The organism is Marinobacter alkalisoli (assembly GCF_045449795.1).
GTDB lineage: Bacteria > Pseudomonadota > Gammaproteobacteria > Pseudomonadales > Oleiphilaceae > Marinobacter.
Genome location: NZ_JBJJLB010000025.1, coordinates 45,823 through 70,517, shown reverse-complemented (window position 1 = coordinate 70,517; position 24,695 = coordinate 45,823). Strand labels below are relative to the sequence as shown.

Annotated in this window: 5 protein-coding genes; all 5 read left to right on the top strand. The window is 67.8% G+C overall.

From position 1 onward, the window contains the following. Nucleotides 1-22 precede the first annotated feature (22 nt). From ACJO3M_RS12140 to ACJO3M_RS12120, 5 genes are read left to right on the top strand one after another with little or no spacing between them, the layout of a single operon-like run. Nucleotides 23-9,532, top strand: coding sequence for a non-ribosomal peptide synthetase (locus ACJO3M_RS12140; protein WP_407001619.1), 9,510 nt, complete (start codon nt 23-25; stop codon nt 9,530-9,532). A gap of 34 nt (nt 9,533-9,566) precedes the next feature. Further along, nucleotides 9,567-18,437, top strand: coding sequence for a non-ribosomal peptide synthetase (locus ACJO3M_RS12135; protein WP_407001618.1), 8,871 nt, complete (start codon nt 9,567-9,569; stop codon nt 18,435-18,437). Further along, nucleotides 18,434-22,312 (top strand): non-ribosomal peptide synthetase, encoded by a 3,879-nt coding sequence (locus ACJO3M_RS12130; protein ID WP_407001617.1) that lies wholly within the window; start codon nt 18,434-18,436, stop codon nt 22,310-22,312. Before ACJO3M_RS12135 ends, ACJO3M_RS12130 begins: the two co-directional genes overlap by 4 nt. Beyond that, nucleotides 22,309-24,006 (top strand): cyclic peptide export ABC transporter, encoded by a 1,698-nt coding sequence (locus ACJO3M_RS12125; RefSeq protein WP_407001616.1) that lies wholly within the window; start codon nt 22,309-22,311, stop codon nt 24,004-24,006. Before ACJO3M_RS12130 ends, ACJO3M_RS12125 begins: the two co-directional genes overlap by 4 nt. A gap of 10 nt (nt 24,007-24,016) precedes the next feature. Next, nucleotides 24,017-24,664 carry a nitroreductase family protein gene (locus tag ACJO3M_RS12120; protein ID WP_407001615.1) on the top strand — a complete coding sequence of 216 codons (648 nt, stop codon included), beginning with the start codon at nt 24,017-24,019 and terminating at the stop codon, nt 24,662-24,664. The last annotated feature ends 31 nt before the right edge of the window (nt 24,665-24,695 follow it).

Below are 24,695 nucleotides of genomic sequence, written 5' to 3'. Positions count from 1 at the left end.
TTTCAGAGTGTTGAGTGGCGTCATGACTGACAAGGCAAAGTCCGTTTCCAAGAACATCGAGGCAATCTACCCCCTGGCGCCCATGCAGCAGGGACTGTTATTCCACAGCCTGATGCATCCGGGCAAGGGCATGTATCTGTTGCAGTACCGGCATGTGATGGAAATGCCGAACCTCGACCTGACCCTGTTCCGTCAGGCCTGGCAGCAGGTGGTGTCCCGCCACGAGGCGTTGCGTACCTCCTTCGTCTGGCAGAAGCAGAAGCGTCCGTTGCAGGTGGTGCATCGACAGGTGGAGCTGCCAGTGAGTTACGAGGACTGGTCGCACCTGGACTCCCAGACCCAGGAGCAGAAGCTGGACACCTTGCTGCGTAACGAGCGTGCCGAGGAATTTGACTTCACCCGGGCGCCGCTGATGCGGGTCCGGTTGTTCAAGCTGGCGCCGGATACCTACCAGTTCGTACGCAGCTACCACCACATCCTGATGGACGCCTGGTGCTTCTCCATCATCATGATGGACTTCCTCAACTGTTATCGCGCGCTGTGCCGGGGTCAGGAACTGCAATTGCCCAAACCCCGGCCCTACCGGGACTTTATCCGCTGGCTCGAACAGCAGGACCCGGAACAGCACCGGCCATTCTGGCAACAGCGGCTGGCGGGCTTCACCGCGCCAACCCCTCTGGGTGTCGACCGTCCGGGGCTCGGCCGCGACGCCGGGGAGCCGGTGGTGGACTGTGTCCACTGCCTGAGTCCGGAACAGACCCGCCGCCTGCAGGCGGCGGCCAGCGGTCTCAATATCACTCTCAACACCTTGGTGCAGGGAGCCTGGGCCCTGTTGCTGTCCCACTACAGCGGCGAGAGCGACGTGCTGTTCGGCGTTACCGTGGCGGGACGCCCCGCTGAGCTGGAGGGCATGGAGGCCATCGTCGGCCTGTTCATCAACTCCCTGCCGCTGCGCTGGCAGGTGCAGGGGGACCAGTCCCTGCGGTCGTGGCTACAGGCCCTGCAAAGGGAAAACCTGACACTGCGTGAGCATGAAACGGTATCCCTGGCCCAGATCCAGGGCTGGAGCGAGGTGGACAAACAGGATCTTTTCCACAGCCTGTTCGTGTTCGAGAACGCCCCCATGGATGCCGGGCTGCGCCAGGAAAACCTGGAATTCATCATCAAGGACGCCGCCAATCGTACCCACACCAACTACCCGATCACCGTGGTGGTGATTCCCGGCGAGCAACTGCACCTGCAATTGACCTACCAGACCGACCGCTTCAGCCATCCGGTAGTGGAGCGGATGCTGGCCCATTTCACCACCCTGCTGACCAGTATGGGCGAGTGCCTGGTAACCGGGGAAGACAGCGAGCGCCGGCTCCGGGACATTGCCATGCTGTCGGATACCGAATGCCACCGGCAATTGCGGCAGTGGGCCGAGGGGCCGCGGCAGCCTGTGGAGCCGCTGTACATCGAGCGCATGGAGGCAATGGCGGTGCGCCACCCCGGGCGGGAGGCCCTTCGCTACCGCGACCAGGGGATGAGTTATAGCGAACTCAATACCCGCGCCAACCTGCTGGCGCAGCAACTGATCGATCGCGGGGTGGGGCCGGACACCCTGGTGGCGCTGCTGGATGAGCGCGGCCCGGCGCTGCTGGTGATGATACTGGCGGTGCTGAAGGCGGGCGCCGCCTGGTTGCCGCTGGATCCCAAACACCCGTCGCGGCGCATTGCCACGGTGCTGACCCAGGGCCGGCCCGTACTGCTGGTGTCCTCGCCCGAACTGGCAACCCTGGCCGGAGAGGCGGCCGGGCTGGTAGAGGGCGCGGCCACCCCGCACCTGACTTTTGATCTGTCCGGTCAGGCCCTGGAACCCTGCGACAACCCGGGGATAACCGTTGGTCCCGACCACCTGGCCTATGTGATCTTTACTTCCGGTTCCACCGGAACGCCGAAGGGCGCCATGGTGACCCAGGAAGGCATGCTCAACAACATGCTGGGCAAGTTCCCCAGCCTGGCGCTGACAGACTCCGACGTGATCGCCCAGACCGCGTCCCAGTGTTTCGACATCTCGGTCTGGCAGTGCCTGACCGGCGTCATCCTCGGCGCCCGTACGGTGATCCTGCCGGATTGCGTGGCCCAGGACCCGGAGGCCCTGGTGCGGGCGGTGGCCGGGCACGGCATCACCATCCTGGAGATCGTGCCGTCGCTGATGCAGGGGCTGCTGGATCAGCGGGAGGCGGCCGCCGGCCTGGCCAGCCTGCGCTGGCTGCTACCCACCGGCGAAGCCCTGCCTCCGGTATTGGCGCGGCGCTGGAGTGAGTGTCTGCCCGACATACCAATGATGAACGCCTATGGCCCGGCAGAATGTTCCGACGACGTGGCCTTCCATCCCCTGGTTGAGCGGCTGCCCGAGAGTGCCAGTAACGTCCCCATTGGCAGGGCCACGGCCAACAACCGTCTGTACCTGCTGAACAACCAGATGGAGCTGTTGCCCGAGGGCGCGGTGGGAGAAATCTACGTGGCCGGTGTCGGCGTTGGCCGCGGCTACCTGAACGAGCCGGAACGCACCGCCGCGGTCTTCCTGCCGGACCCCTTTGCCAGCGACGGCTCGCGCCTCTACCGCACCGGCGACCTGGCCCGCTTCCTGCCCAACGGTGACCTGGAGTACGTGGGGCGATCGGATTATCAGGTGAAGGTGCGCGGCTACCGTATCGAGCTGGGGGAGATTGAATCCCGCCTGCGCCAGCACGACCAGGTGCGCGAGGCGGTGGTGCTGGCCTGTGACGACGTACGCCGTGCCAAGGTGCTGGTGGCCTACGTGGTGGCCGACCCCATGCCGGCGGTGGAGGCGTTGCGCAAGTTTATCGCCGACACCCTGCCGGACTACATGGTACCGGCGGCCTTCGTGCCGCTGCCCCGGCTGCCGCTGAACGCCAACGGCAAGGTCGACCGCAAGGCCCTGCCGGCGCCGGATTTCGCCGCCCAGAGCGCGGCCAGCTACGTGGCGCCGACCACCCCGCTGCAGCAGCAACTGGTGTCGGTGTGGCAGGAGGTGCTGGGGCTTGAACGCATCGGCATCCACGACAACTTCTTCGAGCTGGGGGGGCATTCGCTGCTGGCCACCCAGCTGATCGGCCAGCTGAGTCGGCAACTGGATCGCGAGGTGCCCCTGCGCAGGGTGTTCGAGAAGCCCACCGTTGCGGAACTGGCGGAGGACCTTGAATCGCAACAGGTCAGCCAGGACGAAACGGGGCCACGGCCGCAAACACGACCAGAGGTGCTGCCGCTGTCCTTCACACAGCAACGCATGTGGTTCCTGCAGCAGCTGGAGCCGGACAGCCCCGCCTACAACCTGCCCGGAGCGGTGCGGCTGCTGGGTGATGTTAACCACGAGCACCTGCGCCAGGCGCTGCAGGTGCTGGTGGACCAGCACGAGGTGCTGCGTACCCGCTTCGTCAACCGGGACGGCGCGCCGGTCCAGATCATTGAGGCCAACCAGCCGGTGGAGTTGCCGGTGACCGACCTGCGCAGTCAGGAGGAGGCCGGACAGGCGCTGCACCAGGCCCTGCGCCGGGATGCCATGGCGTCCTTCGACCTCGAGCATGGGCCGCTGTTGCGGGCTCACCTGTACCGGGTGGACGACCATGAGCAGGTACTGACCATCAACTGCCACCACATCATTGCCGACGGCTGGTCCCTGCGGCTCATCGTGGAGGCCTTCTGCCACCACTACCGCACATTGCAGGCCGGTGGAACCCCGGCGGCGGAACCCCTGGCCCTGCAATACGTCGACTACGCCCTGTGGCAGCGGCAGTGGATGGAAGGCGAAGACTGCCAGCGGCAGCTGGACTACTGGCGGCAGCGCTTGGACGGGGAGCGGCCGCTGCTTACCCTGGCCAGCGATTATCCACGGCCGGAGCAACCAAGCCAGCAGGGCGGCCGCTACAAGGTCACCCTGCCCAAGGCGCTGGCGGACGACGTCAAGGCCTTTGGCCAGCGCCAGGGCCGGGGCAATTTCATCACCCTGCTAACTGCCTACCAGCTGGTCCTGCACCGCTTCAGCGGCCAGGACGACATCCTGGTGGGGGTACCGGTGGCCAACCGCCATCATGGCGTTGTCCAGTCGCTGATCGGCTGCTTCGTCAACACCCTGGTGTACCGTCTCCGCCTGGACCCGGCGGAGACCCTGCAGGCCCTGGTGGCCCGCGCCCACCAACAGTCGGTGGAGGCCCAGGCCCATCAGGACCTGCCCTTCGACTACCTGATCGAGCAGTTGGGCGTGGAGCGCCAGCTCAGTCATAACCCCCTGTTCCAGGCCATGTTCAACTACCTGCCAGGACTGGCCACTGACCGCTTTGACCTGGGGGGCGTGGTGGCCGAGCTGGTGGACAACCGGCCCGACACCGCCATGTGCGACCTCAAGCTCGACGTCCAGGAACTGGCGAACGGTTTCGAGCTGAGCTTCGAATACAGCCGCGACCTGTTTGCCGAGACCGGTATCGCCGCCATGGCCGATTACTACCAGGGCGTGCTGGCGCAACTGGTGCGCCGCCCCGAACTGCCCTGTGGCAGCGTGTCGCTGCCCGCCGACCAGCACAGCCTGCTGACGGGAGCGGAGCAGCCTGAGCCAGCGGACTGGCTCCAGCGTTTCCGCCAACAGGTGGAACTGGCGCCCCAACAACCGGCCCTGGTAACGGGGCAGGCCAGCCTCAGCTATGGCGAACTGGACAGCATCACCGATCGCTGGGCGGCGTCGCTGCGGCAACGGGGAATCGGTCCGGACGACCGCGTTGCCCTGTGCCTGGAGCGCAGTCAGGCGCTGCCCATGGCGATGGTGGCCATCCTCAAGGCAGGCGCTGCCTATGTCCCCCTGGACCCGGGCTATCCCGATGAGCGGGCGGCGTACATACTCGACCACGTGGGTCCCGGCCTGTGCCTGACCCAGTCGGATCTGCGGCAGCGGGTGTCCCGCTGGAATGCCGGGGTGTCCCTGGTCGAACTGGCGGAGCTGGAGTCGGACTGTTCCTCAGAGCCCACAGCGGCCACGCCCGACCAACTGGCCTATGTACTGTACACCTCCGGTTCCACCGGGTGTCCCAAGGGGGTGGCCATCAACCGCGGCAACCTGGCCAATTTGCTGGGCGAGCTGGATCACCGCCTGCCCTTGGGCCATGGGGACCAGGTGCTGGCGCTGACCACCGCCACCTTCGACATTGCCGTGCTGGAGTTGCTGGTGCCGCTGGCCGCGGGCGCCACCACCGTGATGGCGGACAGCCAGCAGGCCCGCGATGCCCGCGAGATCGACCAGCTGCTGGCGCAGCATGACATCACCGTACTGCAGGCCACCCCCGCCACCTGGCGTTTGCTGGTGCAACACAGTCAACAGTCATGGCAGGGACTGCGCGCCGTGGCTGGTGGCGAGGCCCTGTCCGGGGCACTGGCCGAGGCCATTACCGGCCGGGGCGCCGAGCTGATCAACGGCTATGGCCCCACCGAGGCCACCGTCTATGCCACCTTCCAGCCGGTGGATTCCGCCACTGCATCGGTGCAGGTCCCGATTGGCGCGCCCATCGCCAATACCGCCTGTTACGTGCTGGACGACCAGTTGCGCCCGGTACCGCCGGGTGTGGCCGGCGAGCTGTACCTGGCCGGTGCCGGCGTCGGTCGCGGCTATTTCGCCGCGCCGGAACTGACCGCCGCCGCCTTCCTCCCGGACCCCTTCGGCACCAGCTCCGGTGGCCGCATGTACCGCACCGGTGACCAGGTGCGGCGGACGGCGCAGGGCGGGCTGGAATACCTGGGCCGGCGGGATTTCCAGGTCAAGCTGCGGGGCTTCCGCATCGAACTCGGAGAGATCGAGGCGGTGCTGGAGCGCCACCCGCAGGTGGAGGCCGCCGCCGTCAGACTCTGGGGCGAGGGTGAGCAGGCCCGCCTGGTGGGCTACATGACCGGTGCGGCGGACGACGACCAACTGAAAACCCACCTGGCGGCCCATCTGCCGGACTACATGGTGCCCGGGCAGTTCGTTCGGCTGTCGGCCATGCCCCTGAACGCCAACGGCAAGGTGGACCGCAAGGCGCTGCCGCAACCCGAGGCCCCGACCACGACCAGCAATCGCCCGATGACCGGGGCGGAACAGCGCCTGGCGGACATCTGGCAGGAGATCCTGCAACTGGACAGGGTTGGGCCGGAAGACAACTTCTTCAACCTGGGCGGGCACTCGCTGCTGGCGGCACGGGTGGTGGCCCGTCTTGCTGAACGCCATGGCGTGCAACTGCCCCTGCGGCGGCTGTTCGAGAGGCCGGTGCTGGCTGACCTGGCGGCGGAGCTGGACTGCGACGCCGGCGGAGAGGTGGTCACCATCCCGCCGCGGAGCGACGACGGCCCCGCGCCCATGCATTTCACCCAGCAGCGGCTGTGGTTCATCGACCGCTTCGAGGACGGCAGTCGCGCCTACAATCTGTCCGTGGCACTGCAAGTGGATGGCGACATCGAGCCCGGGGTGTTGCAGAAGGCGCTGACCGCCCTGGCCCGGCGCCAGCACAGCCTGCGCACCGGCTTTGCCGAGGATGACGGCCAGCTGCTGCAAATCCTGATGGACCCGGCGACAGTGGTCGAGGTGCTGGCGCCGGTGCAGCACTGCGAAGCGGAGCAGTTGCCCGACCGGCTTCAGGCTGAGGCGGTCCACCGGTTTGACCTGGCCTCCGCCCCCTTGTGGCGGGTAAAGCTGTACCGCCTGCCCGCACAGGGCAGCGTGCTGCAACTGACCATCCACCACATGATCGCCGATGCCTGGTCCCTGGAAATCCTGGTGCGGGAACTGGACACGCTCTATCGCCATTACCAGGCAAACCCGGGCCAGCCTGCAACCGGGGCGGGCCCGCTACCGGCGTTGCCCCTGCAGTTCGCCGATGTGGCCACCTGGTGGCAGGGGCCGGAGGGCCGGGCACGGATCGAGGAACAGCTGGACTACTGGCGTGACAAGCTGGCCGGCGAGGTGCCCCTGCTGGATCTACCCACCGACTTGCCCCGGCCGAGCCAGCAGACTTACAACGGTGAGCGCTACCGCTTCTCCCTGCCTGCCGAACTGGTTGACCGGCTCGGTAACGTCTGCCGCGAGCAGGGACTGACGGTGTTCACCCCGTTGCTGACCGCCTGGCAGTTACTGCTGTCCCGCTACAGCGGCCAGCGTGACCTGTGGCTCGGGGTGCCGGTAGCACAACGCCACCATGGCCACACCGAACAACTGATCGGCTATTTCGCCACCACCCAGGTACTGCGCTGCTCCCTGGCGCCACAACAGCGGGTGGCGGAACTCTGGCAGCAGGCCCGGCAAGTGACGCTAGAGGCCCAGCAGTACCAGGACGTGCCCTTCGAGAAGCTGGTGGAGGCCCTGGCGGTGGACCGGGATACCAGCCATGCACCCCTGTTCCAGGCCCTGTTCAACCTGATCCAGCTACCCTCGGCCGACGCCAGCGAATTCGCCGGTATCGGTGCCCGGCGGCTGCCGGTGGAGAATAACCAGGTGCTGGCGGATATCGCCCTGCAGATCGAACAGGCCGGCGAGCACTGGCACTGCACCCTGGAGTACAACACCGATCTGTTCCTGCCCGCCACCATGGCCCGCTATGCCGAACATTTCCAGCAGTTGCTGGTGGCGATGCTGGTGCAGCCGGAGTCGCGGTTGTGTCAGCTGACCCTGGATGAACCGTCCCCGGCACAGGCACCGTGGAACCGGACCGAGGCGGCCATCGACTGGCAACAGGATCTGATCGCCCGCTTCGAGCGCCAGGCCGCGGCCACTCCCGGGGCCATCGCCGTGGAATGCGGGGACCAGGCGCTCAGCTACCGCGACCTGAACCGGCAGGCCAACCAACTGGCCCATTACCTGCGCGAGCAGGGGGTCACGGCCAACCAATTGGTGGCAGTGCGGCTGAGCCGTGGTCCGCTGTTGGTGCCGACCCTGCTGGCGGTGCAGAAGGCGGGGGCGGCCTACCTGCCCCTGGATCCCGGCCACCCCGCCGAGCGACTGACGACGATTCTGCGGCATGCCCGCCCGGCGCTGTGCCTGACTGAATCTGCCCTGCCCGCCCTGGAGGGTGACAGCGGGGCCAGGACGGCTGCGGTGGACCGACTGCCCCTGGCGGACTACCCGGATAATGACCCCAGGCTGACAGCGCAGCCGGGGCAGTTGGCCTACGTCATCTATACCTCCGGCTCCACCGGGCGGCCCAAGGGGGTACAGATCAGCCGCGCCAACCTGCTCAACTTCCTGCTGGCAATGGACCAGCAACTGCCGCTGACCGACGCGGACCGCTGGCTGGCGGCGACCACCTGCGCCTTCGACATCTCCAAACTGGAGCTGTTCCTGCCGCTGATCAAGGGTGCCCGCATTCGTCTGGTGGAGACCGGAGAGGCGGCGGACGGCGAAGCATTGTTCGCGCACCTGGAAAACGCCACGGTGTTCCAGGGCACCCCCGCCAGCTGGCAGTTGTTGTTGCAACACCGGCCCGATAACTGGCCCGCCATTCGCGGGCTGGTCGGGGGAGAGGCAGTGCCGGCGGAGCTGGCCAACCGGCTGCGGACGCTGGGGGTGGCGTTAACGGTGGTGTACGGCCCCACCGAGACCACCGTGTGGTCCACCTGCCTGTCCCTGACGGGATCGGTTGAGGGGATTGCGCCGATTGGCCTGCCGCTGCTCAACACCCAATGTTATGTGCTGGATGACTGCCTGCAACCGGTACCGGCCGGTGCGGTGGGCGAACTCTACATCGCCGGCGCCGGCGTGGCCCAGGGCTATCAGGCTGCGCCGGAGCTGACCGCCGCCGCCTTCCTGCCGGACCCTTTCGGAACCACTCCGGGGCGCCGCATGTACCGCACCGGTGACCTGGTGCGCCAGGGTGCCGATGGCAACCTGGCCTATGTCGGTCGCAGTGATTTCCAGATCAAGGTACGCGGCTTCCGCATCGAACCCGGGGAAATCGAGTCGCTGTTGCGCGCCTACCCCGGAATCCGGGAGGCAGTGGTGATGGCCGACGAACACCAGCGCATCGTTGCCTGGGTACAGGCGGACACTCCTGAAGCCCGGCCCGACACGGCGGCGCTGCGCGCCTATCTCGAGGAGCGGGTGCCCGCTTACATGGTGCCTTTCACCTTCGTGCCGGTTTCGCGCTTTGCCCTCAACACCAACGGCAAGATCGACCGGCGCGCCCTGCCTCGGCCGGCGGAGTCGGATCTGGTCCGTCACGACTATGTGGCGCCCACCACCGAACTGGAGACGCAACTGGCGGATATCTGGAGCGAGCTGCTGGCGCTGCCCCGTGTCGGCGTTGAAGACAGCTTCTTCGAACTGGGGGGGCACTCGTTGCTGGCAATGCGGCTGATCAGCCGGGTCGAGGAGCGGTTCGGCGTCAGGCTGCACCTGCGGGAACTGTTCGCCGAACCCACGGTGGCGGCACTGGCGCGGCAGGTGGACACGCAAGGCGCCCGGAACCGCAACGAGCTCGACGCCATGGACCAGTTACTGACGGAATTCGAGGACTGATGACAGCATGCATGACAGGACGGAGGGAGCGACAATGAACCAATCCAACGCTACGGAGATTGCGCGGCGGCTGGCGGCGCTCCCCGAGGAGAAGCGCCGGCTGTTCCGGGAACGCCTGGCGGAGCAGGGGATCGATCCCTGGCGCCTGCCCATCGTGGCCCGGCCCCGCGAGGCGGCGGCACATTACCCATTGTCCCTGGCCCAGCGGCGGTTCCTGGCGGCCGAGGAGCTGGGTGGCCGTGCCCTGTACAACCTGTGTTCGGTGCTGCGTTTTCACGGCAAGGTTGACCTGGAGGCGTTAAACCAGGCGGTGCGCCAGGTGGTCGATCGCCATGAGATCCTGCGCACCCGCTTTGCCGGCGATGCCAATGGCGAGCCCTGCCAACGGGTGGAAGACGACCTGTTGCCACCGCTGGAGGTGGAGCCCGTCCGGGTGGCCGATGGCGATACCGGGGCCTGGAGCCAGGCCGAGTACCACCGCCAGCTCGACCAGAGGTTCAACCTCCGCGAAGAGCCGCCGCTGCGGGTGCGCTTCTTCGATACCGGTCATGGTGAGTACTGGCTGTTCTTCACCATCCACCACATCGCCTTCGATGCCTGGTCGGCGCAGCAGCTCAACCAGGAAGTGGCCGCCTGTTACCAGGCGGCCGTGGAGGGCGGTCGCGCCGAACTGCCGGAACTGCCTATCCAGTACCGCGATTACGTCCTCTGGCAACGGGAGTGGATGACCAGCCAGCACTACCGGGACCAGTGCGAACACTGGCGCGAGGTACTCGGGGATGCTCCACAGGCGCTGAACCTGCCCACCGACCGGCCCCGTCCGGCCAGCGCCGAGCGCCGGTTCAGCGGCGGCAACCTGAGCCGGCCACTGCCAGCGGAACTCAGTGCCGGCATCCAGCGGGCGGTCAGGGAGCTGGGCACCACCCTCTATATATACGGCCAGACAGTCTTTACCTGGCTGCTGGCGAAATACTCCCACGACCGGGATATCTGCCTGGGCACCTCCATCGCCAACCGCCAGCGGGAGGAACTGGCGCCGCTGATCGGCCCCCTGCTCAACACCCTGGTCATGCGCCACGACCTCACCGGTGATCCGTCGTTCCGCGACGCCCTGGTCCGCAGCCGGGAAGTGACCGCGGCGGCCTTCGACAACCCGGACGTGCCCTTCGAGGAGCTGCCGGCGCTGCTGGACCGCGACCGGGGCGAGGGCCTGTTCCGGGTGATGTACGTCCAGCTCAGCCTGCCGAAAAGCCGCCAGTTCGAATTGCCGGGCGTGGCGGTGGAGATGGTGGAGCCGGAACGGCACCAGGCCCGCTTCGACCTGACCCTGCGCCTGTTGGAGCAGGGGGATGGCCGCCTGCGACTGGACCTGGAATACAGCGACGAACTGTTCGAGCGGGCTACTGTCGAGCAAATGCTGGCGCACCTGCAGGACATTTTCCAACAGACTCTGGAACAGCCCGGGGTACGCCTGTCCCAGTTGCACTGGCGTCATGGTGTCAGCGAGCTGGCGACGGCTCCGCTGGCCCGGGCCCCGTGCCCGCTGGATCGGCGGGTGGCGAGCCTGGCCCGGCAACAGCCGGACGCCTGTGCCCTGGTGGCCCCCGAGGGCCGTTACAGCTACCGCGAACTGATCGGCGCTGTGGACAACCTGGCGCAGCGCATGGCCCTGACGGGCATGAGCGAGGGCGACCGGGTGGCGCTGTGCCTGCCTCGCACGCCGGTGCAGGTTGCCGCCATGCTGGCTTGCTGGCGCCTGGGGGCAGTGGTGGTGTTCCTCGACCAGGCCTTGCCCGCCCAGCGCCTGGCGGACCTGATCGAGGACAGCGATTGCGCCCTGGTGCTACTGGCCGCACCCCTGGATGTGGCCGGTGGTCGGCCGGCGCTGCGGGTGGACCAGTGGCCGGGGTCGGCAGATAACGCCGCCCCCGAACAGGGTGTGGGGGAAGAAAGCCGCAGCCAACCGGGGCAGGCGGCCTACCTGATCTACACCTCCGGCTCCACCGGACGGCCCAAGGGGGTGGTGGTCAGCCACCACAGCCTGAGCCATTACGCCGCGGCCGTGACCGAACGCCTGCAACTGCCGGTGGGCGCCCGCCATGGCACCCCGGCGACAGTGGCGGCGGACCTGGGGCTGACCTCGGTGGCCGGCGCCCTTCACCAGGGCGGTACCCTGGTACTGCCGGACCCGGCCTGGGCGTTCGACCCGCCGGCCCTGGCGGATTACCTCGACAGCGAGCCGGTGGATTGCCTCAAGATCGTGCCGTCCCACCTCAAGGGACTGCTGGCGGTGGAGAATCCCCGGCGGTTGCTGCCCCGGCACACCCTGGTGCTGGGGGGCGAGGGTCTGGATGCTGGTCTGGTGGTGCGGGTACGCGAACTGGCGCCGGAGCTGCGTATCGTCAACCACTATGGCCCCTCGGAGGCCACCGTGGGGGTCTGCAGCCATGCCGTCGAGACCGTCGAGACACCCGTGGCGGACACGGCCACCCCCTACCTGCCACTGGGCTCGCCGTTACCGGGCTGCCGGCTGCGGGTACTGGATGAAGACCTGAACCCGGTTCCCCGGGGCGCCAGCGGGGAACTTTACATCGAAGGACCGCAACTGGCCCTGGGCTACTGGCGCCGGCCCCACCTGACCGCAGGCGTCTTCCTGCCGGCGGCGGACGGCAGCGGCCGCGGGTATCGCACCGGCGACCGGGTGCGCATCAACCCCCGGGGTGAACTGGAATTCCTGGGACGGGTGGACGATCAGGTGAAGATCCGTGGCTACCGGGTGGAACCCGGCGAGGCCGCGCAATGGCTTAACCTGCAACCCGAGGTGTCGCTGGCGGCGGTGCTTGCCCGCGACCTGGGCCGGGGCCAGCAACTGGTGGCCTATGTACAGGCCGCCGACACCGCCCCGGACCTGGCCCGATTACAGGCACGGATGCGCGAGCAGCTGCCCGACTACCTGGTGCCTGCCCACTGGCAGTTGATGGAGCACCTGCCCTTTAACACCAATGGCAAGGTGGACCGTCAGGCACTGCCCGATCCCCAGACGGGTGAGCAGTCCGCCGAACCGGCGGAAGCCACCCGTGAACTGACCGCTACCGAAGCCCGCCTGGCCGACTTCTGGCGCCAGTTGCTGGGCGTGGAGCAGGTAACGCCGGACGACGATTTCTTCCAGTTGGGCGGTGATTCGATCCTCAGCCTGCAACTGATCGCGCTGGCGGCCCAGGCCGGGCTGCCGCTGACCCCGCGCCAGGTCATGGCGGACGGCCGCCTGCGGGCGATGGCCGGGGAAGCCGATCCGACGAACACGCCTGACGCCGGGCTTCCGCCCCGCGTCGAGCGGTCGCGGCCACAGCCACTGTCCCCGGCCCAGCGCCGCCTGTGGTTCCTGCAGCAGCTCGACCCGCAGAGCGCCGCCTACAATGTCCCACAACTGTTGGCGGTGACCGGACGGCTGGACGTGGCGGCGCTGCGGCAAAGCTGCGAGGCTCTCGTGCGCCGTCACGAGTCCCTGCGCTGTCGCTTCTTCGAGCGGGACGACCAGGTCTGGCAACAGGTGGCGGACGAGGTATCGCCGTTGTTCCAGGTCCATCCCGACCGGGGCGCTGACTGGCAGGCGGCGGCTACCCAGGCCGCGAGCCGGGCCTTCGACCTGGAACAGGGGCCGCTGCTGGCGGTGGACCTGTTTCCCGTCGGGCCGGAGGAGTACCGGCTGCTGATCAATGTGCACCACATCGCGGTGGACGGCTGGTCCATGGCGCTGCTGGTGCGGGATTTCGTGGCGGCCTACCAGGCCTCGGTGGAGAACCGCCCGCTGGACGATGCCGAGCGTACCGTGGACTTTCTCGACCTGGCGGTCCGGCAACACCAGGCGGTGGCGGACGGGCGCACCGATGCCCAACTGGCGTACTGGCGTGAGCGGCTGACGGGCGCCGACTTCGACCTGCCGTTGCCGCTGGACCACCCCAGACCTGCCCACCAGACCAGCGAGGGCCGGCGGCTGGAGCACTCCGTGCCGGATGCGGTGACCCGCGAGGTGAACGGGCTGGCCCGCGGTCTCGGGGTATCGCCGTTTACCGTCTACCTGGCCGCCTACCAGGTACTGTTGTGGCGCTACAGCGGCCAGTCAGACTTCACCGTCGGGGTACCGGTGGCCGGGCGGGACGATCCCCACAGCCAGGAGCTGGTCGGCCTGTTCGTCAACACCCTGGTCCACCGCAGCCGGCTGCGGCCGGAGCAAGCCCTGTCGGACTACGTGCAACAACTGGGACGCCAGCACCAGGAGGACCTGGCGCACCAGGAACTGCCTTTCGAACAGTTGGTGGATGCCCTGGCGGTGGAACGGGACCTGTCCCGCTCCCCCCTGTTCCAGGTCATGTTCAACTACCAGAAGGACCACCGCGGCGAGCGGCGCATCGAACTGCCTGGCCTGGCCGTGGAGCCGCTGACGCTGGAGCGGGTCAGCGCCAAGTTCGACCTGACCTTCAACCTGTTCGAACAGCAGGATTCCGGCGGCGATGACAGCACCACGCTGCTGGTGGAGTATCCGCCGGCGCTGTTTGAGGAGGCGACCGTGGCCACCCTGGTGGCGGATTACGTCGAGCTGTTGCGGAGTTTTGGTGAAGGCGCGCAACATCGCCTGGAATCCCTGCCGCTGGCGTCCACCGGGTCGCTGCCGGAAGCCGGCGAGGTCCTGCCGGCCGCGGAGCTGGAAGACTTCGTCGCCCGTTTCGACGAGCGTGCCCGGCGCCACCCGGACCGGATCGCGGTGATCAGCGGCGACCGTCAGCTGCGCTACGGCGAGCTGGCCCACACCGCCAACCGCCTGGCGCACTGGCTGCTGGCCCAGGACATTGCGCCGGAAACCCCGGTGGCCTTCTGTCTACCCCGGGATGAGCGCCTGCTGATATGCCTGCTGGGCATCCAGAAAGCGGGCCTGGCCTATGTGCCCATTGATCCGACCCATCCCGCCGAGCGCAACGGCTATATCCTGCAACAGGCCGCACCGGCCCTGTGTCTGTGTGCCGATGAGACCCGCCAGGGTGTGGCGGGCACCGCCGGCCGTACCCTGGTCTGGTCCGAGCTGGAACTGCAACTGGCACTGCAGCCGGCCGGGGTGCCGGACTGCCCACCGGCGCAGCCGCAGCAGCTGGCGTACACTCTGTACACCTCCGGTTCCACCGGCCGGCCCAAGGGGGTGCAGATCAGCCGTGGCAGCTTTGCTAACTTCCTGGTGGCCATGGAACGCATCCTGCCCCTGGAGGAAGTGACCCGTTACCTGGCCCTCACCACCATCACCTTCGACATCGCCGGGCTGGAGCTGTGCCTGCCGCTGGTGCGGGGTGGCACCGTGGTGATGGCGGACGACGACCAGCGTCACGATCCGCAAGCGTTGCTGGCGCTGATCCGCGCGCGGCAGGTCCAGTTGGTGCAGGCCACGCCGGCCACCTGGAGCCTGCTGCTGGAGGACGACGGTGGCGACCTGGCGGAGGTGGTGGCCCTGACTGGTGGCGAGGCGCTGCCGGCGGAACTGGGCAAACGCCTGGCCAGCGCGGCGCGGCAGGTGATCAACGTCTATGGCCCCACCGAGACCACCGTGTGGTCCTCCTCCAGCCCGGTGACCGGGGCGGTAGCGGACGGCGTGCTGTCCATTGGCCGGCCGCTGCTCAACAACCGCTGTCACGTGCTGGACGACCGGCTCAACCCGGTGCCGGTGGGTGTCGCCGGAGAGCTGTACATCGCTGGGGAGGGCCTGGCCCGTGGCTACGCCGACCAGCCGGCACTCACCGCTGAGCGCTTTTTGCCCGATCCCTTCGGTCCGGCCGGGGGGCGGCTTTACCGCACCGGCGACCGTGCCCGCTGGCTGGCCAGCGGCGAGCTGCAGTACCTGGGCCGTACTGACGGCCAGGTCAAGGTTCGCGGTTTCCGGGTGGAACTGGGGGAGATCGAGGCCGCCCTGCAGCAGCACCCGTCGGTGCGCCAGGCGGCAGTGGTGGTCCACCAGGCGGCACTGGCCGTCTATTGGGTGACCCGGGACGGTTGCCAGGTGGATGCCGCCGGACTGCGCGCCCATCTGGCGGAACGATTGCCGGAGTACATGGTGCCGACCTGGTACCAGCCGATGACCGAGCTGCCCCTGAACAGCAACGGCAAGGTGGACCGCAAGGCGCTGCCGCAGCCAGACGGCGGCAGCCGCCAGGACACCGCCCCCGCCGCCGCGCTGAACGGAGCCGAGCAATACCTGGCGGCCATCTGGTGCGAGGTGCTGGGCATCGATGAGGTGCGGGCGGACGACAATTTCTTCCACCTGGGCGGTCATTCCCTGAAGGCGACCCAGGTTCGCTCACGTCTGCGGGCCGAGGGCGTGGAGCTGCCGCTGAAACTGTTTTTCGAGGAGCCGGTACTGGCGGCGCAGGCGCGGGCGCTGTCCCGGGTTCAATCCGCCGCCGTACAGCGGGCCGCCATTCCCCGGGCACCGCGTGATGGCGATCTGCCGCTGTCCGATGCCCAACGCCGGGTCTGGTTCATGCAGCACCTCAACCCCCGGGATGCCAGCTTCAACATGGCGTTTGCGGTGGAGCTGCGCGGCGCCCTGGACCCGGCGGCATTGCGGCAGGCATTGCAGCGGGTCAGCGAGCGCCACGAGATACTGCGCACCACCTACCACCAGGTGGGTGACGAGCCGGTGCAGCGTATCCACCCGCAGTTGCCGCCGGACTTTGCCACCACCGACCTGCCGCCCGGGGCGGTGGATGCCGATCTGGAGCGCCTGTTGGCGGCGGCGTCCTGCCATCCCTTCGACCTGGAGCGGGAGGCGCCCCTGCGGGTGCGGCTGTACCGGCGTGGCGAGCGGGACTTCGTCTGCCAGTTCATCCAGCACCACATCGCCTCCGACGCCTGGTCCACCACGGTGCTGCTGGACGAGGTCATTGCCTGCTATGGCGAGGCGGGTGGTGGACCAGCCGGTGAAATGCCGCCCCTGACGATCCAGTATGCCGACTATGCCGCCTGGCAGGTGTCGGACGAGCGCCGGGAGCAGCATCGTCAGGGCCTGGAGTTCTGGCGCCGGACACTGGCCGGCATGCCGCCACAACTGGCGCTGCCGTTCGATTTCCCGCGGCCGGAGCGGGACGATGGCCGGGGCGACGCCGTGGACTTCCAGTGGCAGGGGGAGCAGTGGCAGGCATTGCAGGCCTTCGCAAAAGATCAGGGCGCGTCCCTGTTCATGGTGCTGTTGGCGGCTTTTGGCCTGGTGCTGCACCGGGAAACCCGCAGCGAGGACCTGGTCATCGGCACTGACGTCGCCAACCGGGATACCCCCGACACCGAGGCGCTGATCGGCTTCTTCGTCAATCTGGTGGCGCTGCGGCTGAAACCGCAACCGGACACTTCCTTTGCCGGTTACCTGCAACAGGTGCGACAGGTGTGCCTGGAGGCGTTTTCCCACCAGGACGTGCCCTTCGACCGGGTGGTGGAGACCATGGGCCAGCCCCGCCAGGGCAATGTCCATCCGCTGCTGCAGGCGCTGCTGGTGATGCAGAACACGCCCGGCCAGCAACAGCGATTGCCGGACATCGAGGTGACGCCACGGGCCACCCCCCAGCACCATTCCAAGTTCGATATGGCGCTGTTCGCCAGCGAGGAAGAGGCCGGCCTGCAATTGCGCTGGGTCTACCGCCCGAGCCTGTTCCGCCGCGCCACCATCGAGCGGCTGCGGGATGGCCTGTGCGATATCCTGGCCCAGGCCCTGGCCGCACCGGACACCTCTTTAACCGACTTTGACCTGCACGCCAGAGGTAAGGCATCCATGACTTCATCCACGCAAAAACAGCGTAAGCTGTCCAAGCTTGGCAAGCTCAAGCGTCAGCCCCCGGTCGCCGACCGCGCGCCGGTGGACTGCCGTCCCCTGAACAGCGGTCAGCCCTTTCCCCTGCTGGTGGAAAGCCGCGAGGCCGACCTGGACCCCCACGCCTGGGCCAGCGCCAACCGGGCACAGGTGGAGCAGTGGCTGGGAGAGCACGGCGGTATTCTGTTCCGGGGGTTCCAGCTGCCGACACCGGTAGACTTCGAGGGATTCTGCCAGGCGCTCCATCCCGAGCTGTATGGCCAGTACGGCGACCTGCCCAAGAAGGACGTGGGGCAGAAGATCTACCGGTCCACGCCCTATCCCAATGACCGCATGATCCTGTTCCATAACGAGAGCGCCCACCAGCACCGCTGGCCCCGGCGACAGTGGTTCTACTGCGAGGTGCCGGCGCCGGTGGGCGGCGCCACCCCGATTGTCGATTGCCGCCAGGTGTACCGGGCGCTGCCGGGCTGGCTGCGGGACAAGCTGCAGGACAGGCAGTTGCTCTATATCCGCAACTTTACTGGTCAGATCGACGTCACTTGGCAGCATTTCTTCAGGACCGAGCGGCGGGACGAGGTGGAGGCCATCTGCCGCGAGGGGGATATCCAGTTCGAATGGGGCGAGGGCGACACCCTGCACACCCGCCAGCGGGGGCCAGCGGTCATTCGTCACCCGGCCACCGGGGAACTGAGCTTTTTCAACCAGATCCAGCTCTACCACATGGCCTTCCTTGAGGAGGACGTGCGCGCGCAGTTGCTGGACGGGGGAGGCGAGGAACGCCTGCCGCGCCATGTCTGTTACGGCGACGGCGAGCCATTGGAAGATGAGGCCATCCAACTGATCAGCGCGGCCTACGAAGATCACGCGGTGCGCTTTGACTGGCAGGCGGGCGACGTGGTGATGCTGGACAACATGCTGGCGGCCCATGCCCGCGACCCGTTCGAAGGGGAACGACGGATCGCGGTGGCCATGGGGGACATCTACCGCCGTGACCAGGTGGCGGCACCCAGGGCCACCGACGAGCCATCCGCAACTCACGTCATTGAGGAGCCACAGACATGAATTCCGTTGCCACAGGTGAACCGCTGTCACCGCAACAGAAAATGCTGGCCGAGACCGCCCCGCCATTGCGGTGGGTGTGGCTGGGCCTGGGCGAGGGCTTGCAAGCCAGGGACGTGGAACAGGCCCTGGGGCGGTCTATTACACGCCACGAAGCCCTGCGTACCCGCTACCGCCAGGCCCGGGGCTGGACCGGGCTGCGCCAGGAGGTAGTAGCGCCGGAAGACCTGCGGCTGGACTGGAGGGTCGGCGGTGCCGGAGAGGGCACCGAACCCCAGCTCTGGCGAGCCCGCGCGGAGGACGCGGTGGCGCAACACCAGCCGGACCTGTTGGCCTGGCTGTACCAGGATGCCAGGGGCGGCAGCCGCCTGTTGCTGGGAGTTTCGCCCCTGGCGGTGGACGATGCCAGCCTATTGCGGCTGCGCGACGCCCTGCGTGCCGGCGATGCCGTGCCGGCGGATGAGCCCCCCATGCAGTATCGGGAATACGTTGCCTGGATTCGTGAGTTGCAGGCGGACGACGAGGACGCCGGCGAAGGCGCCCAGTTCTGGCGCAACCAGGGCCTGGAGCGCCTGCCCGGCGGGCGTCTGCCGGAAATCTACGGTGAGCCCGCCGGTATCTTCGGGCGGGCGCGGTGCTCCTGGCCTGCCGACTTGCAGCAACGGCTGGCGACCCTGGCGCAGGCCTGGGACTGCCCGCAGCCGACGCCCCTGCTGGCGGCCTGGGCAGCGCTCCTGGGCCGGCTCAGGGGCAGTCACGCCCTGCAACTGGGCTGGCAGCATGACTGCCGCGACGACTATGACGAACTCGCCCCCAGCATCGGCCTGTTCGGCCAGATCCTGCCTCTGGCCTGCCACGGCAGCGCAGGGCAATCCCTGCGAGGCCTGGCGCGGGAGCTGAAAACGGGCCTGGAGGCGTTGCCGGAGTGGCAGGAATACGCCAGCCTGGCGGAGGTGCAGCCCCTGTCGCAGCCCAGCCGCCAGGCCGGCATGCTGTGGCGGACGCAGGCGGACCGCCAGGCGTTGCAGACCGATACCCCCACCAGTCCCTGTGAACTGCTGTTGCAGGCCGTCCACACCGAGCAGGGCGACGGCCAGTTGATCCTGGATTTCGACAGCGGCCTGTACCGCCAGGCCCAGATGGAACGCCTGCTGGCACGACTGCTACGGCTGGTGGAGCAGGTACTGGAGTACCCGGAGACAGCCCTGGCGGAACTGGATCTGTTGCTGGACGACGAAGATATGGCCAGCGGGGCATTACCGCCGTCGACCGCCAGGGCTGATGCGGTGGCGGATGTGGTTGGCGGGTTCCGCGAACAGGCGGCAGCCCACCCCGGACGCGTCGCGTTGCGTGCTGGTCAGCGCGAGTACAGCTATTGCGAGCTGGACAACGAGAGTGAGCGGGTGGCCGCGGCCCTCCAGGCTGCTGGCGCCGGCCCCGAGCGGCTGGTTGCCCTCTGCCTGCCCCGGGGGCCCGAGGCCGTGGTGGCCATGCTCGCGGTGCTGAAAACCGGGTCGGCCTACCTGCCCCTGGACCCGCAGCAGCCCGCCCGGCGACTGGAGACCATACTGCGGGACGCCCGGCCAGCGGTGTTGCTGGTAGCGGATGACGACACCGACGCTGCCGCCCTCACGCAAGGGCTGGAAGGGCCCTGGCAGACCCTGAGCTGGTCGCGGGCCCGGTCATGCACCGGGGCACTGGCGCCGGTAACCCGCGAGCCTTCGCACCAGGCCTACGTACTCTATACCTCCGGCTCCACCGGGCAGCCCAAGGGCGTGCAGGTGGAAAACGCCCAGTTGAACCATTATTGTGCCCACGCCATCGCGGCCCTGGCGTTGCCCGAGGGCGGCCACTATGGCCTGGTGTCCTCACTGGTGGCGGACCTGGGCAACACGGTACTGTTTCCCGCCTGGCTCCGGGGCGGCTGCCTGCACCTGCTGGACCGGGCCACGGTCACCGACGGCCAGGCGTTTGCCGATTACCAGGCGAACTGGCCGCTGGATGTGCTGAAGATCGTGCCGTCCCACCTGGAGGCGCTGCTCACCGGGCAGTCCGTCTCGGCGCTGCTGCCCAGGCAGCGGCTGGTGCTGGGGGGTGAGCCTGTCGGCACCGCCCTGTTGCGGGAGTTGTCCGCCGCCGCGCCGGGCTGCACCGTGTACAACCATTACGGGCCCACCGAAGCCACCGTCGGGGTGCTGTGGTCGGAGGTTGACCTGGCATGCCAGGAAACTGCCCTGACCGATCCGATCGGCGACAACCGGATTTACCTGCTGGACCCGGCGGGGCGTTCCGTGCCCCGGGGCCAGGTGGGGGAACTCTGTGTCAGCGGCCCGGGCGTGACCCGGGGTTACCTGGGCAACCCGGAGGCCACCGCCCAGGCTTACACGGCCAACCCTGCGGGGGGTGGCCGCCTGTACCGCACTGGTGACCTGGCGTTGCAGCAGGCCGACGGCGCCATTCGTATCCTGGGCCGGCGGGATCATCAGGTGAAGCTCAGGGGATTCCGCTTCGAACTGGAAGAAGTGGAACGCGCCCTGCAGGCCACGGCGGGCGTGGAACAGGCTGCGGCGGTGCTGGACGGGGAGGGCGAGCAGGCCTGCTTGCTGGGCCTGGTCACCGGCGGCCAGGTTTCGCCGGGCTCTGCCCCGGAACCCGTGCCAGATCCCGCAAAAGTGCGGGAAGACCTGGCGCAACGGCTGCCGGACTACATGGTGCCGGCCCGCATCCTGGTGGTGACGGCACTGCCGTTGAACGACAACGGCAAGGTGGACCGCAAGGCCCTGCCGGAGCTGGCACGCCGTGCCGCACAACGGGTCCGGGTGGCGCCGCAGAACGAGCTGGAACGCCTGGTGCTGGCGGTCTGGCAGGACGTGCTGGGACAGGACGATATTGGCGTGACCGACAATTTCTTCGACATCGGAGGCCATTCGCTGGCGGCCATCAAGGTGGTGGCCCGCCTGCGGGACCGGCTGGAGCGGCTGCTGCCCACCACCCTGTTGTTCGAGGCCCAGACCGTCCGCGCTTTGGCCGGCCGGGTGGAGCAGGGCAATGGAAACCAGCGCTGGCTGACCTACGGCGAGGCGCAGGGCGACCTGGCGGTGGTGCTACTGCACGCGGTTTCCGGCCACCTGCTCACCCTGCGCCCGTTGATCGACGCTCTCCAGGGCAAGGTCCGGCTCCACGGGCTGGCCGCCGATGGCGCTGCGCTGGAAGACAGCTGTCCCGAGCGCCTGGGCGAGGTGCTGGACGGCTATGTAGCGGCGATACCGGAGAGCCTGCGGGACACCCCGCTGGTGCTGGTGGGCTGGAGCCTGGCGTCGCGGCTGGCGCTTTTGCTGGCCGAGCGGTTGCAGGCCAGGGGTTTCCGGGTACACAGCCTCACCCTGCTGGACTACGACCCCAACCATACCCTGCAGGGGGCCGGAGACGAGTCGGGGCAATTGCTGGCGGATCTGGACTACTATTGCCAGAGTCACCAGATCGCCCTGCCGGATGGCTCCCGCCAGGCCCTGGCCCGGGAAGTAGCCGGCTGCGACTATGCCACGGCGGTGGAACGGGCGTTGGTGTCCGCCGAGCTGCGGCAGGCGCTGGGTGATGGCATACCGGAAGACTGGATTCGCCAGCGGGTGATGGTTCGCTGGCGGTTCAAGGAACTGATGTACGGCGTGGCTCTCCCCAGGGTAGACCTGCCGCTTTGGGTGTGGACCTGCCGCGACGGGCGGTGTGATCCCCGGGCCTGGCAGGCGTATAGTACCCGCGAGGTGCGGAGCGCCACGGTTGAGGCGGACCATGTGTCCATCCTGGCCTCGTCGGACATGCACGGGCAGCTGCTGGACCAGTTGCTCTCGATACCGGTTAATACGGAAGTGGTTTCATGACATTGATGATGACATTCCTGCGCCAGGTGCGCTGGCGAATCGCGCTGGCGGTGCTGGCCAGCAGCATCAGCGCCGCGGCGGGCATCGGGCTGATCGCCTATATCAACCAGACCCTGGATACCGGCATGGCCGACACCGGCCAGTCGCTGGCCCTGTTTGCCGGCCTGGTGGTGCTGGTTTTCGTCAGCGGCGTCAGTTCCCAGGTGCTGCTGGTGCGGCTGGGGCACAGCCTGGTGTACCAGCTCCGTCTCAAGCTGGTGGCCCAGGTGCTGGGAACCTCCCTGGCGCGGCTGGAGGCCCTGGGTGGGCCGCTGGTGTACAACGTGCTGACCCGCGACGTCACCATGGTGGCGGCGGCCTTCAAGCAGCTGCCGATTTCCCTGTACAACGGGCTGTTGCTGGTGGCCGGCATGGCCTACCTGGCCTGGCTGAACCTGCCCCTGTTTCTGGTTACCCAGGTGGTCATCGCCCTCGGTGTCTGGGGGGATATCCTGCTGGGGCGGCTGGTCAAGCGCCTGATGGGCCGGGTACGGGACCTGGACGACACCCTGTTCGAGCACTTCGAGGCCACCATCGAGGGGCGCAACGAGCTGGGCCTGAGCCGGTCACGCCGGCGTTACCTGTTCCAGCGCCGGCTTGAACCCACGGCGCGGGAGTCCATGCAGGCCGCCAGCCGTGCCGATGCGCTGTGGGCCATCAACCTCAACTGGACCACGGTGCTGGTGTTCCTGTTGCTGGGCGCGGTGTTCTTTGCCGGTATGGGCTGGGGGCTGGTGAGCCGGGACGTTCTGGTGGGTTACGTACTTGCCATCATGTTCCTGCGCACCCCCATCGCCATGATCCTGGACGCGGTACCCGCCATTATTCGTGGCAATGTGGCGCTGCGGGCCATCGACCGGCTGGGCCTGGGGCCCGCCGAGGATTTCTCAGAGGCCGATGAGCGCGAACCACTGCCGCCGTTCCAGGAACTCTGCCTGGAGGGAGCAGGCTACCGCTACCCGGGTCAGGGGGACGAAGCAGGGTTCCACCTGGGACCGCTGGACCTGCATATCCGGCGGGGCGAGTTGATCTTTCTGGTGGGGGGCAACGGCAGCGGCAAGTCCACCCTGGGCAAGCTGATGACCGGCCTCTACCTGCCCACCGAAGGCCGGCTGACCCTTAACGGTGAAACCCTGGATGAGACGACTGCGGCGCGGCACCGGGGCTATTTCGCCACCATCTTCCCCGATTTCTATCTGTTCGCCGATGTGCTGGACGCCGAGGGTCGGGATGCCGGGGTGGACGAGCGGGTGCAGCACTACCTCCGGCGCCTGGCGCTGGACCACAAGGTTGAGGTGCGGGACGGTCGCCTGTCCACCACCGCCCTGTCCCAGGGGCAACGCAAGCGCCTGGCGTTGCTGCTGCTGTACATGGAGGACCGGCCGGTATTGCTGTTGGACGAGTGGGCCGCCGACCAGGACCCGACGTTCCGGGAGGTGTTCTACCGGGAGATCCTGCCGGAGCTGCAGGCGGCGGGCAAGACGGTGGTCGCCATCACCCACGATGACCGCTATTTTGCACTGGCCGACCGGGTCTACAAACTGGACAGTGGCCAGCTGGTGCCCTATAACGCCCCACCGGACTCGTCACCGCATCCGCCGGAGCTATCACCACAAGAGTTGCGCGAACGCGTAACGGAACAACCGGGAACCTGACTGGATTGCCATGCCATTGACCCGCGACAACGATCACTGCCCGGATTCCGGGCAGGCCGACATGGGCGCCATAGAGGCGCTGATGACCCGCCGTTCCTACGTGCGCAGCCTGCTGCGCCACCCGGCACCGACCACCGGGGAACTGGAAACCATCCTGCAGGCGGCAATCTCGGCGCCGGATCACGGCAACCTGAGGCCCTGGCGTTTCGTGGTGGTGCGGGGCGAGGCCATGACTGACCTTGCCAGGCTGGTGCGGGAGTTGTACGCCGGCCGGGACATGAGCGCCGACGACCTGCAGGCCTTCGTTGACGAGATCGCCGCTACGCCGATGATGCTCTTCGTCTGCGCCGAGGTGGTGGCCGGCCACCGGGTGCCGGACCAGGAGCAGCAGATGTCCGCCGCGGCCGCCTGCCAGCAGATGCTGGTGGCAATCCACGCCCTTGGCTACGGCGCGATCTGGCATTCGGTGGAGCGCCATCCGGCAGTCTGGGAGCGGCTGGGGCTGGCGGAGAAGGACAGCATCGTGGGGGTGCTCTCCGTGGGCACCCCGGACCCGCGCAAGAACCGTCCCCGCAAGCGGCGTTCGTTTACTGACTTCACCTGGGAGTGGCATGCCGGTGGCGATCTGCGGCCCTGGCGTGCCGTGGACTTGCCGTAATGCCAAACCGAAAGTAACCCCGGCCCCGGAC

Bases quoted from the DNA above. Each gene is read 5' to 3' on its own strand.
- ACJO3M_RS12140 (WP_407001619.1), top strand. From the start codon at position 23: ATGACTGACAAGGCAAAGTCCGTTTCCAAGAACATCGAGGCAATCTAC.
- ACJO3M_RS12135 (WP_407001618.1), top strand. From the start codon at position 9,567: ATGAACCAATCCAACGCTACGGAGATTGCGCGGCGGCTGGCGGCGCTC.
- ACJO3M_RS12130 (WP_407001617.1), top strand. From the start codon at position 18,434: ATGAATTCCGTTGCCACAGGTGAACCGCTGTCACCGCAACAGAAAATG.
- ACJO3M_RS12125 (WP_407001616.1), top strand. From the start codon at position 22,309: ATGACATTGATGATGACATTCCTGCGCCAGGTGCGCTGGCGAATCGCG.
- ACJO3M_RS12120 (WP_407001615.1), top strand. From the start codon at position 24,017: ATGCCATTGACCCGCGACAACGATCACTGCCCGGATTCCGGGCAGGCC.